Genomic DNA, 15,135 nt, shown 5'->3' on the forward strand with positions numbered 1-15,135 from the left:
TGGGGGATGCCTGGGTATGGTCCCCGGCCCGTGTTTGCTATCCTCTGTCGCAACGATTCGAAGGGAAGGTTTCCATGCGTGCATTGAAGCGGCTCTGGGCGGCGGCCATGCTGCTGTCGCTGGCGTTGGCGGGCTGCTCGCAAGAAAGCCCCATCAACAGCCCCTATCCGTCCGGCGCCGAAAGCCAGAACACGCTGTTTTCCGCCTTCGTCAAACGCTCTCCGAAGTACCTGGATCCGGCCAGCTCTTATTCCGGCGACGAGACCCCTTATACGTACAACATCTATGAGACGCTGTACGGCTACCACTACCTGAAGCGGCCCTACGAACTGGTGCCGCGCGCGGCGGCGTCGATCGACCCGCCCGTCTACCTGGACGCGCAGGGCAACACGCTGCCCGCCGACACGCCCGGCGAGCAGATCGCGCAAAGCATCTACGACATCAAGATCCGGCCTGGGGCGCGCTTTGCGCCGCATCCGGCATTCGCCCGCAAGACCGACGGCAGCTACGACTACTTTCCGCTGGCGCCAGGCGAACTGGACGACAAGTTCTACATTCCCGATTTCCCGCGCACCGGCACGCGCGAACTGACGGCCGACGATTACGTCTACGCGTTCCGGCGCCTGGTCAGCCCGCGCGTGGTGTCGCCCATCTCCAGCCTCATGACCGAGCACGTGACGGGCCTGAAGGAGTATGCGGACCGGCTGCGCCAGCGCGACCAGGCGCTGCGGCAAGACATGCCGGGCGGCGCCGGCGCTCCGCCCTGGCTGGATCTGCGCGAGGCCGACGGCTTTACGGGCGTGCAGGCGCTGGATCCGCATACGCTGCGCATCCGCGTCAACGGCAAGTACCCGCAGTTCAAGTACTGGCTGGCCATGACCTTCACCGCGCCCATCCCCTGGGAAGCGGACCGCTTCTACAGCCAGCCCGGCATGGCGGCGCACGACCTGTCGTTCAATACGTGGCCGGTCGGCACCGGCCCCTACATGCTGGTGGAGTCGCTGCAGAACCGCCGCCACGTGCTGGGCCGCAACCCCAACTTCCACGGCGAACCCTATCCCTGCGAAGGCGAGCCCGGCGACGCGGCCGCGGGGTTGCTGGCCGACTGCGGCAAGCCCACGCCCTTCATCGACCGCGCGGAATTCAGCGTCGAAAAGGAAGCCATCCCCCTGACCGGCAAGTTCCTGCAGGGCTATTACGACGTGCCGCAGATCGAGCGCGGCGAGTACGGCGTGGCCATGCTGGTCGCGGCGGGCGACAGCCAGGACAAGGCGCGCCTGTACAACGAACACGGCATCAAGCTGCCCACGACCGTCGAGACCGCCAACTGGTACATGGGCTTCAACTGGCTGGACCCGGTGGTGGGCAAGGGCGACACGCCGGAACAGGAAGAAAGGAACCGCAAGCTGCGCCAGGCGATCAGCATCGCCTTCGACTGGGAAGAGTACGTCGCGGTGTTCGAAAACAGCCAGGCATCGGTGGCTTACGGCCCGGTGCCGCCGGGCGTGCTCGGCTACCGCGAGCCGCCCGAAGGCGTGAACCCGGTGGTCTACAACCTGGTCGATGGCAAGCCCGTGCGCAAGTCCGTGGACGTTGCCCGCCGCCTGCTGGCCGAGGCCGGCTACCCAGACGGCCGCAACGCCCAGACCGGCGCGCCGCTGGTGCTCTATTACGACTCCATGCAGGGCGGCGGCTCCAATCCGCAGTTCGACTGGATGCGGCGCCAGATGGCCAAGATCGGCGTGCAGCTGGACGTGCGCGCCACCGACTACAACCGCTTCCAGGACAAGATGATGCGAGGGTCCGCGCAGATCTTCCTGTGGGGCTGGAACGCCGACTACCCCGACGCCGAGAACTTCCTGTTCCTGCTGTACGGCCCCAACGCCAAGGCCAAGGGCGGCGGCGAGAACGCGGCCAACTACGCCAGCCCCGAATATGACCGCCTCTTCGAGCAGATGAAGTTCCTGGACGATGGCCCGGAAAAGGAACAGCTCATCGCCAAGATGACGGCCATCGTGCAGCGCGACGCGCCCTGGATGTTCGGCTACTTCCCGATGTCGGGCGGCGCCTACCAGCAGTGGGTCGGCAATGCCAAGCCGACCCAGATGGTGCGCAATACGCTGCAGTACATGAAGATAGACCCGGTCCTGCGGCAGCAGAAGATCGACGAGTGGAATTATCCGAGGTGGTGGCCGATAGGCCTGTTCGCGCTATTGCTGGCGCTGGCGATATGGCCGTCGTATGTGGCGCTGAAGCGGCGTGAACGCCAGACGGCATTCGCGCCGGCCCTGGGCAAGGAGCATCAATCATGATCGGCTATGTGATCCGCCGGTTGCTGTACGGCGTGCTGATCCTGATCGGCGTGAATCTCTTCACCTTCATCCTGTTCTTCGCCGTGAACACGCCCGACGACATGGCGCGGCTGGCCATCGGCGGGCAGCGCGCCAACCAGGAAGCCGTGGAGAAATGGAAGGTCGAGCGCGGCTACGACAAGCCGCTGTTCTTCAATGCCAAGGCTCAAGGCGCGGCGCAACTGACCGACACGGTGTTCTACCAGCGTTCGGTGCCCTTGCTGGTCATGGACTTCGGCGCGTCCGACGGCGGGCGCGACATCGGCCGCGAGATCAAGACGCGCATGGGGCCCAGCCTGGCGCTGGCGGTGCCCACCTTCTTCCTGGGGCTCTTCGTCAGCATCGTCTTTTCCCTGACGCTGGTGTATTTCCGCGCCACGCGGCTCGACTTCTGGGGCGTGGTGGTCTGCGTGCTGCTGCTGTCCATCTCCAGCCTGTTCTACATCATCGCCGGCCAATGGGTCTTTGCGAAGCTGTTGCGGCTGGTGCCGTTCTCGGGCTTTTCGGGCGGGCTGGACGTGGTCAAGTTCCTGGCGCTGCCGGTGCTGGTCGCGATCGTGTCGCGGCTGGGGCCGGAGGCGCGCTTCTACCGCACCCTGTTCCTGGAGGAGATCGGCAAGGACTATGTGCGCACCGCGCGTTCCAAGGGCCTGGCTGAACGCGTCGTGCTGTTCCGGCACGTGCTGCGCAACGCCATGCTGCCCATCCTGACCAGCACGGTGGCCGCGTTGCCGCTGCTGTTCATGGGCAGCCTGATCGCGGAGTCCTTCTTCGGCATTCCCGGCCTGGGCAGCTACACCATCGACGCCATCAACGCGCAGGACTTCTCCATCGTGCGCGCCATGGTGTTCCTGGGCGCCGCCCTCTACATCGTGGGGCTGATCCTGGCCGACATTTCCTACACGCTGGCCGACCCCCGCGTCCGATTCGAGTAGCCGCCATGCCCAAGTTCGTCTTCCTCTGGACCGATATCGCGCTGTGGCTCATGGCGCTGGGCGCGCTGGCCTATGTATGGCATGTGCGCCGCAGCCCGAACCTGCGCGCGACCTGGGCGCGCGTGGCGCGCGACACGCCGGCCATGTGCTCGGCGGTGATTCTGGCCGCGTTCGTGGTGGTGGGCCTGCTGGACTCGGTGCATTACCGGCCGCTGCTGCCACCGGCCCCCGGCGCCGCGGCCAACGCGCCGCCGGCCTATGCGCCTGCGGTGCGCTCGGCGCTGGACGGACTGCTCACGGGTTCCGTGCTGACCACGCCGGAAAAGACCTATTCCGAGCCTTTGGCGATACGGCAGTTCACCAAGGAAACCATGCTCGTCAACGACAAGCCGGTGCGCGACTTTCCCCGGCTGCGGGGAGCGGGCGTGCATCTGGAAGACGCCGACCGCGACCACCTGGGCGATGTCGCCAAGCGGCTCGGGCTGGGCTTGGCCGCAGGGCTGGCGGTGGCCGCCGCCGTGATCGGGCTGATGTACGCAGGCCTGGCCCGGCGGCGCGCCGCAAGGGTCGCCGACGAGGCGGCTTCGGACGTGCCCTGGCGCGCCATGGCCGTCACCTTCACGCTGCTGTGCCTGACGGCGGGCGCCCTGGCCGGCCTGTCCAGCGGCTATCACGCGCTGGGCACCGACCGCATCGGCAACGACGTGCTGTGGCAGGCCCTGAAGAGCATCCGCACCGCGCTGGTCATCGGCAGCCTCACCACCATCGCCATGCTGCCGCCGGCCATCGTCTTCGGCATCGCCGCCGGCTATTTCAAAGGCAAGGTCGACGACGGCATCCAGTACCTCTACACCACCATCACCTCGATTCCGGGCGTGCTGCTGGTGGCCGCCTGCGCGTTGATGATGCAGGTGTACATCGACAACCATGCCGACCTGTTCGACACATCAGCCGCGCGCGCCGACCTGCGGCTGTTCCTGCTCTGCATGATCCTGGGCTTTACCGGCTGGGCCGGGCTGTGCCGCCTGCTGCGCGCCGAAACCCTCAAGCTGCGCGAGCTGGAATACGTGCAGGCGGCGCGGGCCTTCGGCGTTTCCCACTGGCGCATCATGACCCGCCATCTGCTGCCCAACGTGGCGCACCTGGTCCTGATCACCGTGGTGCTGGAATTTTCCGGCCTGGTCTTGTACGAGGCGGTGCTGTCCTATCTGGGCATAGGCGTGGATCCCAGCATGAACTCCTTCGGCTCCATGATCGACGGCGCCCGGCTGGAAATGTCCCGTGACCCGATGATCTGGTGGAACCTCTTGACCGCATTCCTGTTCATGCTGGCGCTGGTGCTGGCCGCCAACCTGTTCGCCGACGCGGTGCGCGATGCCTTTGATCCGCGCACGCGCCGCTACAAGCCCGGCCGCATGGCGCGCCTCGGCCTGTTCGGCCGCGCGCCGCGCACGGCCCTGGCGACCGATACGCGCCAGTCGCGCCCGGGAGATGCGCCATGAGCCAGGCTCCCTTGCTTGAAGTGCATGGCCTGGACGTCGATATCGCCGGCGAAAGCGGCATGACGCATGCGGTCAAGCGGCTGCAGCTGGCGATCTCCAGACGGCAGACTTTCGCGCTGGTCGGCGAATCGGGTTGCGGCAAGAGCATGACGGCGCTGGCGCTGCTGCGCCTGCTGCCCGACGCCGGCCGCATCGTGGGCGGACAGATCGACCTGGACGGAGAAGACCTCAACCGCCTGCCGGAAAGCGCCATGCGCGGCGTGCGCGGCGGGCGCATCGGCATCATCTTCCAGGAACCGTCCACCAGCCTGAACCCGGTCATGCGGGTGGGCGACCAGATCATCGAAACGCTGATCGCCCATACGCCTTTGCGCGGCGCGGCGGCGCGCGCTCGCGCCGTGGATTGGCTGCGGCGGGTGGGCATTCCCGAGCCCGAGCGGCGCATCGACGACTATCCGTTCCAGTTCTCGGGCGGGCAGAAGCAGCGCGTCATGATCGCCATCGCGCTGGCGGCCGAGCCCTTGCTGCTCATCGCGGACGAGCCCACCACGGCGCTGGACGTCACGGTGCAGGCGCAGGTGCTGGATCTGCTGGCCGACATCCAGCGGGAAATGGGCATGGCGGTGCTGCTGATCACCCACGACCTGGCGGTGGTGAAGAACGTCGCCCACCATGTTGCGCTGATGCGCGGCGGCGAGATCGTCGAAAGCGCCGACGCCGGGGAGTTCTTCCGCGCGCCTAAGCACCCCTATGCGCGGCAGCTGTTCGAAGCGATCCCCACGTTCGAAAAGCGCGGCACGCCGCTCACGGAAAGCGGCCGCGAGGCCATGGCGCGAGACGCGGCCCGGGTGGCCGCCGACGCCCAGGCGCGCGATGCCGGCGTGGTACTGGACGTGCAGGACCTGAAGGTCCATTACCCCGTGCGCAAGGGGCCGCTGCGCCGCGTCGCGTCCTGGGTCAAGGCCGTGGACGGCGTGACCTTCACGCTGAAGGCCGGCGAAACGCTGGCCCTGCTGGGCGAGTCCGGCTGCGGCAAGACCACCACGGGCAAGGCGCTGCTGCGATTGATCGACGGCGCGCGCGTATCGGGCCGGGCCATGCTGCAGGGGCTGGACGTGCTGTCGGCGGACCGGCGCACGCTGCAGCGGCTGAGGCAGGACATCCAGATCGTCTTCCAGGACCCGTATGCCTCGCTCGATCCGCGCATGCGGGTAGGCGACATCCTGGATGAGGGGCTGGCGTCCCTGCGTGCCGGCATGGACAAGGAATCGCGCCGCGCGCATGCCGCAAGGCTGATCGAACGCGTGGGCCTGCCGTCCAATACCCTGGCGCGCTATCCGCACGAATTCTCGGGCGGCCAGCGCCAGCGGATCGCCATTGCGCGGGCGCTGGCGGTCGAACCCAAAGTGCTGATCTGCGATGAGCCCACGTCGGCGCTGGATGTCTCCGTGCAAGCCCAGATCCTGGACCTGCTGCGTGAATTGCAGCTTGAGCTGGGCATCGCCTATCTGTTCATCACGCACAACTTCGGCGTGGTCGAGTATCTGGCGGACCGCATCGCCGTCATGGACGGCGGGCGCATCATCGAATTGGGCCAGGCCGATGCGGTGCTGCACGAACCGCGTCAGGACATGACGCGCAGGCTGCTGGCTGCGGTGCCGCGCCTGCACTTCGGGCCGCCCGAAGCGGCCTGATGCGGCTCATGCGGCGGGGGCCGGGCCCCCGCCGCATGGTTACACGGGTTGGTGTGCGCTGCCTCTTTCCAGCCACGCCAGCGTGTCGCGCTTCAGGCTGCGGCCGCAACGCGTCAGGAAGGCGTGCACCGCTTCCAGTTCCGCGGTGTCATAACCGCGTGCCGTGGTCGCGATGGCTTCGGCGATCCACTGCCGTTCCTGCGCCAGCGCCTGGCACGACTCCTCGACCGGCCGGATCACGATCATCCGGCGGTCCAGCGGGTGGCGGCCGCGCTGGACATAACCGGCCGCTTCCAGCCGGTTGATCAAGGCCGTCGCGCCGCCGGAGCTGATGCCCATCAACTGGGCCAGATGGCCGGTTGGAAGGGCATCGAACTCCATGACCAGCTCCAGCGCCTTCAGGTCCGCCAGGGGAATGCCCAGCTTTTCCGCCAGGGCCGACTGGCATGCCGCGTTGTAGGCGGCGAACTGCCGCCCCAGCAGCAGGACGATTTCGTCCAGCATGCCGGACCGCCGGTTGCTTCCTGCTGATTCAGCCATGCCGGTCACATGCTCGTGGTGAAAGTAGGTCTGTTGTTGCAGCATGATGTGGGTTCCTGGCGGTTGCGATGGATCACTTCTTGCCGGCCAGGCCGCCGAGCAGTCCGCCCAGCAAGCCGCCGTTGGCGGTCCCGCCGGAAGATCCGCCCGCCGCCGTGCCGCCCGTCAGGCTGCCTGTCACCCCGCCCAGCAGGCCACCGAGCAGTCCGCCGTTGGCGGCGCCGCCGCTCGTGCCGCCCGATCCTCCCGTAGCGGCGGGCGCGCCGGCAGGGGCGCCTGCGCTCGCCCCGGCGCCAGCGCCGGCCGCAACATTCACGCCACCCACCAGCCCGCCCAGCAGGCCGCCGCCGTTCGTGCCGGCCGAGGCGCCGGCTCCGGCAGCGGCGCCGCCGGCCCCCGTCAATCCACCGACCAGTCCGCCCAGCAAGCCGCCGCCAGCAGCGCCTCCCGCCGTGCCGCCGACGGCGCCCGTCACGCCGCCCAGCAGGCCCGTCACCGGAGCCAGCAGACCGCCGTTGGCGCCGCCAGTCGCGCCGCCTACGGCCCCGGTCACGCCGCCCAGCAGACCCGTCACGGGCGCCAGCAGGCCGCCCGTGCCGTTTGCGCCGCCGGTCAAGCCGCCCGTCACCCCGCCCAGGCCCAGACCGCCGGTGAGCGAGGCGACCGCGCCCGTGGCGTTGGCCAGCGTCGAACCCAGCGGATTGGCGTTGCCCGGCGTGGCATGCAGCAGGCCGCCCGCGCTGGCGACCGCGCCGCCCAGTCCTTGCAGCACGCCGTTCAAGCCCGGCGTGCCGCCCGGCAACGCGCCGCCCAGATTGGTGACCGTGCCGCCCAGGCTGGTCAACAGGCCGGCCACCGGCGCACCGAGTTTGGTCGCATCGCCCACTTGCTGCGTCAGTCCCGTGACCTTGCCGGCCAAGGGACTGGCGGTGGGATCGAGCGCGCCGCCCACGCCCGCCAGCATGGGCTGCAGGCCCAGTGGCAACACGTTGTCGACCGTCTTGCCGACATTGCCGAGCGCAGGCTCGAGCAGCGGAGTGGTGGGGCCGCCAAGCACGCCGCCGGTCACGCCGCCCACCACCTGGGTGATGGGCTGCAGCAGGCCGCCCTGGCCCGACAGCGCCCCGGTCAAGGCGCCCACCGCGCCGGTGGCATTGCCCAGCACGGTCGTCAGCGGATTCGGATTGTTGGGGTTCGCGTTCAGCAGGCCGCCGGTGCTGGCGACGGTCTTGCCCAGGCCGTCCACCAGGCCGCCCACGCCGGCGCCCAAACCGCCGGGCAGTCCCGATCCCTTGACGTTGGTGCCCAGGTCGCTGACCAGGCCTCCCACCTGCCGGACGACGCCGTCAGCCGGCTGCCCCAGACCGGTAGTCGCGCCAATCTGCTGGGTCAGGCCGACGACGGTGTCGGCTACCGGTTTGATCGTGGGATCCAGCGCCTTGCCCACGCCGCTCAAGGTTGTGTCCAGATTGAGGGGCAGGGTGTTGTCGAGCGCTGCGCCGGTATTGCCCAGCGTGGTTTCGAGCAGGCCGCTCACGCGCGGCGGGTTGGTGCCGCCGCCAGGATCGGTGCCGCCGCCGGGGTTGGTGCCGCCGCCAGGATTGGTGCCACCGCCGGGGTTGGTGCCGCCGCCAGGGTTGGTGCCGCCACCGGGGTTGGTGCCGCCGCCAGGATTGAGGCCGCCGCCGGGATCAAGGCCGCCACCGCCAGGATTGGTCGGAATGTCCGTTCCGGGCAGACCCGCGGTTTTCTTTCCGCCGCCGCCGCCGCCGCAGGCGGCCAGGGCACTCACCAGTGCGGTGGCCAGGACGGTGGCGGTCAGGGCGCGTTGCAGGCGGCGCGTGTCGGAATGGGTATGCATGGCGAGCTCCTTTGGTTGGAAGAGTCAGGCGTCGAAACAACCCGATACGCTTCCTCATGCACAAACCATGCCAAGATTTTTCAGACCCGCTTCAAAACGCCAGTTCCGGTAATTCTTGATGAATTAAATCGCTTTGTTATCAATAGGGTATCCAGGAAATTAAGGGTTTTCCTTAAATCTGGAAAATCCGCATTTTTACGATCGCCAGGAGCCTGCGAATGTTACGGAAAGCCGTCCATCCGACGTTACGTTACGTCGGACGTTACGTAACGCCGGCGGCGTCGCCCAAGAAAAAACGCCCGTCGTAGCGGGCGTTCATCTGCTTGCCGGGCGCGTCGTCCAGGGCGCCTAGAACGCGTCGTAGAACAGCGAATAGTTGGCGTTGAAGCGCACGTTGCGGTTGTCGTTCACGGTGGCCGATCCCACTGGCTTGGCCACGTTGAAATCGAACAGATAGTATTTGTCGTCGGTAAAGCGCAAGCCCAGGGCCACGGAAGACAGGTGCCGCTGGTTCAGGGTCTGCAGGTCCTTGTTGTTGTACCAAGTGCGCGCGTAGTCGACCAAGGCATAGGGCTGCACGCTGGACAGGTATTCCCAGCCCACGCCGAAGCGGCGATTGATTTCCGCCGATACGCCGACGCCCTTGTCGCCGCTTTGCTCGCCCTGCGGATAGCCCATGGCGTAGCGCCAGCTGCCGTACGAGATCTGTTCGGAAGAGGGCAGGATGTTGCTGGAGTATTGCGCCGCGCCCGAGAAAACCAGGCCGATCTGGGCGGGCAGCACGAAGGTTTGCCTGGCGTTCAGGTTGTAGCGGGTGAAATCCAGGTCCAGCAGCGGCGTGGCGGAATAACCGTAGTTGGTCGATATATCCTTTTTCGCGCCGGCGGCGTCAAAACCCTTGGCCACGCTCAACGTGACGTCGGTGGCCTTGGTCTCGGACACCTGGATGTAGCGCATTTCGGCGGTCGCCGCGCGCACCTGCGCATCCTGCTGCAGCCAGCGGTCGGTACTGCGGGCCTCGTACCGGTCCTTCGAATTGGCCGCGTATACGCCCAGGGTTCCAGTCAGCGATCGGGTGTTGTTCAACAGGAACGGATAGCTCACGCCGACGCCGATGCGGTCGTTCTTCACGCGGCGTTCGAAGCCCAGCATTTCGATTGCGTCGTCCTGGGGCCGGGCATCGTAGTGATAACCGTCGATCTTGATCGCCAGGCCGTCCGCACCAATCGGCACCCGGATTTCGCCCGATACGTACTTCACGTCATCGGTATTGAAGGGCACCGAGGCAGTCAGCTTCACTTGCTCGCCCAGGGGCGTCAGGCTGTTGGTCGCCAGGTTCACGATGGGCTGCATGCCGGTGCCCAGATCCGCGATGCCGCCCGTCAGACTGACGGGCTGGCGGCTGGCCGCCAGCACCAGTTCGGTCGCGCCGTCCGCGCGGCGGGGCAAATCCAGGCTGGGCGTGAATTTGACGCCGGGCACGGTGCGCATCAGGTTCAACTGACGTTCCAGCGTGGCCTGCTTGAGCGGCCGTTCTTCCTGCATCGGCGCGGCCAGCGCTTCAAGCCGGTCCTGCGCATTGCCGATGTCGCCTTCGATCCGCACGTTGGCGATGTAGCCCTCGACCACCGTCACCACCACCAGGCCGTTGGCGAAGGTCTGGTTCTGCAGCAGCGCGAAGGAAAGCGGGAAGCCCTTGTCGCGGTAGAGCTGCGTGATCTTGTCGACTTCCTGGACCAGTTCGCCCAGGCTGATTTCCTTGCCCGCGAGCGGGCTGAGCAGTCCGGATACTTCCTCGAATGGAATGGCGCGCACGCCGCTGACGTCGAAATTGCGCGGCACGATGCGTTGAGCCAGCCGGGCCTGCAAGGCCAGTTGTTCCGGCGTTGCCGTCTGGACGTAGGGCGGGGGTTGCGTCGCCGAGGGCGGACGCTCCAGCCGCGGCATGGCGTCCACCGGATTGCCGCGTAGCGGGCCTTCCGCCCTGGCCTGAGAGCCGGCCGCCATCATGCACAAGAGGGCGAGGCAAAGCGGACTCGCCGGAAACATGCGTCTCTTGCCTTTTTCGTCTCTCATTTCCGCTGGCGTTTCTGAACGGATAGCCGATCCCGGTTGAGTATCGGATGGAAAAGGCCTGCAACAGTGTTAGGAAAAAGTTGCATTTGCCGGTGCGCATATGGTGCCAGCATTACCGGCAGAATGACAAATAATTTCAAATTCCGCCTCCCCGGACTCATCGCATTGATATTATTTCGAAATATTCTTGGGTTGCGGAAACTATTTTCAGGCCAAGATAACCGCCGTTCAGCAGGTTTTAATAATGTTTTCGAAAACTTAGGAGTGTTCGTTACACATCTTATGTCGCAATATAGCGAAATTCAGTGAAAACCCTGATGTGTATGATTTGGCAATATATAAACTAAAGATACGTATCAAAAATACGCAAAATGTGTGGGCCCGCCCGGAGGTGAAGATGGCTGGGGATTACCGCAAGAATTGCTGCAACTGCCTGGCGGCCGCGTATTGCCGCCATGGCTCGCCACAAGCGGGGCATCCATGAGCCCGGGCGATGTCGTTCCGCTTTCCTTCAACGGCGGTCTGGTCGCGCTTTCGTTCCTGATTGCCGCGTTGGGTTCGTATGTGGCCCTGCTGGCTGCGGCCGGTATCCGGGCAGAAACCCAGGACGGCGAAATCCGCATCGGCTATATCGTCATCGGCGCGGTTGCGATGGGCGGCGTGGGTATCTGGAGCATGCATTTCATCGGCATGCTGGCGCAGAACCTGCCATTCGAAGTGGGTTACCAGGTCGGCCTGACGATACTCAGTTTCGTGGTTGCCGCAGGGTTTTCCGGCTGGGCGTTCTGGTATGTCGGCCGTGAACGCTTTACCTTTCTGCGATGCCTGGTCGGTGGCTGCGCCGCGGGGTTTGGCGTGGCCTCCATGCATTATGTCGGCATGAGCGCGGCGCGCATGCCGGCAGTATTGCTCTGGAACCTGCCGCTGGTTGTCTTGTCGGTGCTGATCGCCGTCATCGCGGCTACCGCGGCCCTGTGGCTTGCCTTCAATACCCAGAATGAACGCCAGCGCATCGGCGCGGCGGTGTTGATGGCCATCGCGGTTTGCGGCATGCATTACACCGGCGCCGCAGCCGGCGCGGTCATCTGCACAACACAGAACGACGCCGTCGGCCTGCATATCGGCGGCGCCAAGCTGCCTTACATCGCTTTCGCGCTCTCGATCGTCACCTTGTTCCTCATGCGCTGGCACTTGCAGCGCGCTTCCGAACGCTTTCGCGCGCGCACGGCGCAGCGCATCGACTCGATCATTGAATCGGCCCCTGGCGCGGCTACGGACAGATTGCCCGGAGCCACGCCGGGGCCGGGTTAGCTGGACCCTGGACGCGCGCCGCGGGAATCACAGCGGCGCGCGGGCGGTTCCAGGCTTTAGGGGGCTCTGCTTCTTGAAGAACATTGAAGAGCGGCCCCAGTCATCAATCGAGACCCATGGAGCTCGACATGAAAGCGACACTTGCGCAGTTCTGGAATGACGAAGACGGCATCACCGCCCTGGAGTACGGGCTGATCGCGGGAATGGTGGCGGTAGCCCTCATTGTCGCGGTGGGGGCGTTTACCGGGTCCTTGAAGGGCATGTTCGAGGAACTTGGCACCAAGCTGGACAACGCCAAGACCGGTACCACTACCCCGCCTCCGACCTGAGCCGCAACCCGTCCGCGCCGTGGCGGCGGCGTGTTCCCGGCCGCCGCGGCGCGTACCCGCAACATGGCATCACTTGATTGAAGGAGTCCGCGCCTATCGGGCGCGCCCATCGTCGTATCCGTTTTTTCAGAAGGTCCAGCCTTGTATCCAGGGGTAGTGCTGTGGTGGCTGTTGTTCGCATGCTGGATTCTGGCGCTGATCCACGCCGATCTGCGCTATCGCCGCGTCCCCAACCGGCTGATCATCGCGGGACTTGCGGGCCAATTGCTATGGCTGCTGGCAGCCTTGCTGGCGCCCGGCTGGGCCTATCCGCCGCGATGGTCGGGATGGTTGATGGCGCTGGCCGGTTTTTTGGCCGCGGCGCCGTTCCTGCCGCTGTGGCGCAGGCGTCTCATGGGGGCGGGGGATATCAAGGCCATTGCCGTGCTCGGACTGCTGCTGGGCTTCGCGCCGCTGATGGCGACGCTGGCGCTGGCCAGCGTGCTGGCCGGCTTGCATGGCCTGCTGTATCTGGCGGTGTCCCGGGTCTGGGCGTTGAGCAACCGGGCGCGCCAGATTCCCTATGCCGCGTATCTGGGGCTCGCCGCCGGCATCGCGGTTCTTATTCCGTGGAGTTCGCCTTGGTATTCGTGGTGTTCTTCCTGGTGTTTTACGGGATCCTGACGTATTCCCTGGTGGTCGCCGCGCAGCATTCCGTGACCTTGGCCGCACAGGATGGCGCCCGCAAGGTGCTGCAGTGGCAGGCGGGTTCCGCGTCGCTGACGGCGCGGGCCAACGCCGGCCGCGATTCGGCGCTGTACCAGGCGGAGTGGATCAGCACGATGTCCGCCGCGCCGGTCCAGGTGGCGGTCTGCGGCAGCGCGGGCGCGCTCAGCAGCGCGGCCGGCGGCGCCTGCAGCGGCATGCCCCTGGCGCAGGATCAGATCGAAGTCTACGTGTCCTACGCATATGGCGCCCATCCGCTCATCCCTTCGGTGCCGCTCCTGCAGGCGGCGCTGATGCCGGCCTCCAGCGTGCTGAGCGCGCGCGCCACGGTGCATCTGGGCAATGCCTTGGGCGGGGGAGGCTGAGATGCGAGCCCATGCGCAACGCCCTGGGGGCCAGACGCCACGCAAGCGCCAGCGCGGCATCGCGGCGTTGGAGTTTTCGTTGACGCTCACCCTGCTGCTGCTCTTTATTTGCGGCGTGGTCGGGTTCGGCGCGCTGTTCTGGATGCAGCAGCAGTTGGCCGCCGCCGCGGCCGATGGCGCGCGCGCGGCCGTCTATGCCCGCTTCAGTGGTCAGGCCGATGTGCCTGCCGCGGCCTGTCTGGCGGCGATGGGTACGTTTTCGGCCGGCTCCGCGGTGCTGTGCAGCGCCACGCGCGCGCCCTGTGCGTGGACGGGGGCAGGCGGCAGGCCGGCCGATTGCGCCACTGTCGCCATGACCTACAACACGCAGTCCTGGCCGCTATTGGAGACCGTGCGGGGGCTGATCACGGCATTGCCGGGCGCGAACCGGAACTGGATACCCAACAGATTGCATTCGCAGGCTGTCGTGCAGATATCGCAGGGGACACCATGAGCAGTCTGAGCAAGATCATCGCGGGCATGTTGCTGGTGGCGGGCCTGGTGCTGGCCTTCGTGGCCTGGCGGCTGGCCTCGGCGCCCGCGAGTCCTCCGCCCAGCGTGACGCCTGCGCCTGTCGCGGCGGCGCCCGCGGAACCGCCAAAACTCCATCCGGTGGTGGTGGCCCGAGAGCCGATCCCGGCCGGTTCGCGCATCGACGGCGCAAGAATGCTGACGGTGGCGCAGTGGCAGGTCGCGCTGTCCGGCGGGTTTGCCGACGTCGCGCCGCTGGAGGGCGCGGTGACGAAGGTCGACATCGCCGCGGGCGATCCGATTTTGCCCAGCCTGCTGACGCAAGGCCTGGCGCGCCAGCTCAAGCCGGGCGAGCGCGCCGTCGCCATCGCGGTGGACGAAGTGATCGGCGGCGGCAATCGTATCGTCCCTGGCGACATGGTGGACGTGTTCTTCATGATCGAAAAAAGCGCTGAAGTCGCCGTCGGCCAGGCCCGCCTGCTGCAGTCGCAGGTGCGCGTGCTGGCGTATGGCAGGGCTACGGTGGAAGGCCCGGATGAAAAGTCGGCGCTGCAGCAAGGCGGTCCTGGTCAGCCGGCGCGCACCGCGGTGCTGGCCGTGCCGGTCGAACGCGTCAATGAGCTGATGCTGGCCAGCCGCGCCGGCCGCCTGCAGTTGGCCTTGCGCCCGGTGGGCGACGACAGCATGCCCGATGCGCAGTTGTTCGCCCAGCGCGGCACGGTGCTGCCGGTGCGCACCGACCTGACCCCCGCGCAGCGCGAGTCGCTGCTGACGGGACCGAACCGCGCCTATGCCGGCGAGAGCCTGGTGCAACTGGATGGCACGACGGCCGCGGCGTTGGCGCCCGCCACCCGCGCCGCCACCCGGCCCCAGGGTTCCGGCGGCGGCCGGACAGTGGAAATCATCCGAGGAGAGAAATCCGAGCGCGTGCGCTATTGAACGGGGCTGCGGGCGGA

Annotated in this window: 13 protein-coding genes; 10 read left to right on the top strand and 3 right to left on the bottom strand. The window is 66.7% G+C overall.

Annotated features, from left to right (window positions below; translation table 11 throughout):
• Positions 1 to 74: 74 nt before the first annotated feature.
• Genes NGK62_RS31620 through NGK62_RS31635 form a run of 4 tightly spaced genes read left to right on the top strand, consistent with a single transcriptional unit; the run spans position 75 to position 6,482 of the window.
• Positions 75 to 2,312 (top strand): ABC transporter substrate-binding protein, encoded by a 2,238-nt coding sequence (locus NGK62_RS31620; protein WP_118933834.1) that lies wholly within the window; start codon positions 75 to 77, stop codon positions 2,310 to 2,312.
• Positions 2,309 to 3,286 carry an ABC transporter permease gene (locus tag NGK62_RS31625; RefSeq protein ID WP_059372223.1) on the top strand — a complete coding sequence of 326 codons (978 nt, stop codon included), beginning with the start codon at positions 2,309 to 2,311 and terminating at the stop codon, positions 3,284 to 3,286. The genes NGK62_RS31620 and NGK62_RS31625 overlap by 4 nt, the downstream gene beginning before the upstream one ends.
• A gap of 5 nt (positions 3,287 to 3,291) precedes the next feature.
• Positions 3,292 to 4,788 carry an ABC transporter permease gene (locus NGK62_RS31630; RefSeq protein WP_251882018.1) on the top strand — a complete coding sequence of 499 codons (1,497 nt, stop codon included), beginning with the start codon at positions 3,292 to 3,294 and terminating at the stop codon, positions 4,786 to 4,788.
• Entirely contained in the window at positions 4,785 to 6,482 is a 1,698-nt protein-coding gene (locus NGK62_RS31635) for an ABC transporter ATP-binding protein (RefSeq protein WP_251882021.1), read from the top strand. The genes NGK62_RS31630 and NGK62_RS31635 overlap by 4 nt, the downstream gene beginning before the upstream one ends.
• A gap of 39 nt (positions 6,483 to 6,521) precedes the next feature.
• Here NGK62_RS31635 and NGK62_RS31640 read toward each other — a convergent pair whose 3' ends face one another.
• The 3 genes from NGK62_RS31640 to NGK62_RS31650 all read right to left on the bottom strand — a co-directional run bounded on the left by NGK62_RS31640 (position 6,522) and on the right by NGK62_RS31650 (position 10,893).
• Complete coding sequence (locus tag NGK62_RS31640) at positions 6,522 to 7,067, bottom strand: MarR family winged helix-turn-helix transcriptional regulator (protein ID WP_118933831.1); 546 nt, start codon at positions 7,065 to 7,067, stop codon at positions 6,522 to 6,524.
• Positions 7,068 to 7,095: 28 nt separating this feature from the next.
• Positions 7,096 to 8,883, bottom strand: a complete 1,788-nt coding sequence (locus NGK62_RS31645; RefSeq protein ID WP_251882023.1) for a collagen-like triple helix repeat-containing protein — start codon at positions 8,881 to 8,883, stop codon at positions 7,096 to 7,098.
• Positions 8,884 to 9,231: 348 nt separating this feature from the next.
• On the bottom strand, positions 9,232 to 10,893 hold the full coding sequence (locus tag NGK62_RS31650) for a ShlB/FhaC/HecB family hemolysin secretion/activation protein (protein ID WP_419343848.1): 1,662 nt from the start codon (positions 10,891 to 10,893) through the stop codon (positions 9,232 to 9,234).
• A 546-nt stretch (positions 10,894 to 11,439) separates the two neighbouring features.
• On the opposite strand from NGK62_RS31650, the gene NGK62_RS31655 reads away from it, so the two are divergent.
• From NGK62_RS31655 to cpaB, 6 genes are all read left to right on the top strand, one after another.
• Entirely contained in the window at positions 11,440 to 12,270 is an 831-nt protein-coding gene (locus NGK62_RS31655) for an MHYT domain-containing protein (RefSeq protein WP_059372243.1), read from the top strand.
• Between the two features lie 128 nt (positions 12,271 to 12,398).
• Entirely contained in the window at positions 12,399 to 12,599 is a 201-nt protein-coding gene (locus tag NGK62_RS31660; protein ID WP_054453678.1) for a Flp family type IVb pilin, read from the top strand.
• A 141-nt stretch (positions 12,600 to 12,740) separates the two neighbouring features.
• Positions 12,741 to 13,262, top strand: a complete 522-nt coding sequence (locus NGK62_RS31665; protein WP_118935002.1) for a prepilin peptidase — start codon at positions 12,741 to 12,743, stop codon at positions 13,260 to 13,262.
• The gene (locus tag NGK62_RS31670; RefSeq protein ID WP_118935004.1) at positions 13,208 to 13,669 is read left to right on the top strand and encodes a TadE/TadG family type IV pilus assembly protein; all 462 of its coding nucleotides are present in this window, start codon (positions 13,208 to 13,210) and stop codon (positions 13,667 to 13,669) included. The genes NGK62_RS31665 and NGK62_RS31670 overlap by 55 nt, the downstream gene beginning before the upstream one ends.
• Before the next feature lies 1 nt (position 13,670).
• Positions 13,671 to 14,162, top strand: coding sequence for a TadE/TadG family type IV pilus assembly protein (locus NGK62_RS31675; protein ID WP_251882025.1), 492 nt, complete (start codon positions 13,671 to 13,673; stop codon positions 14,160 to 14,162).
• Entirely contained in the window at positions 14,159 to 15,118 is a 960-nt protein-coding gene (gene cpaB / locus NGK62_RS31680; protein WP_251882027.1) for a Flp pilus assembly protein CpaB, read from the top strand. The genes NGK62_RS31675 and cpaB overlap by 4 nt, the downstream gene beginning before the upstream one ends.
• The last annotated feature ends 17 nt before the right edge of the window (positions 15,119 to 15,135 follow it).

The sequence above is a fragment of the Achromobacter sp. Marseille-Q4954 genome, assembly GCF_943737025.1.
Taxonomy (GTDB): Bacteria; Pseudomonadota; Gammaproteobacteria; order Burkholderiales; family Burkholderiaceae_B; genus Achromobacter; species Achromobacter bronchisepticus_A.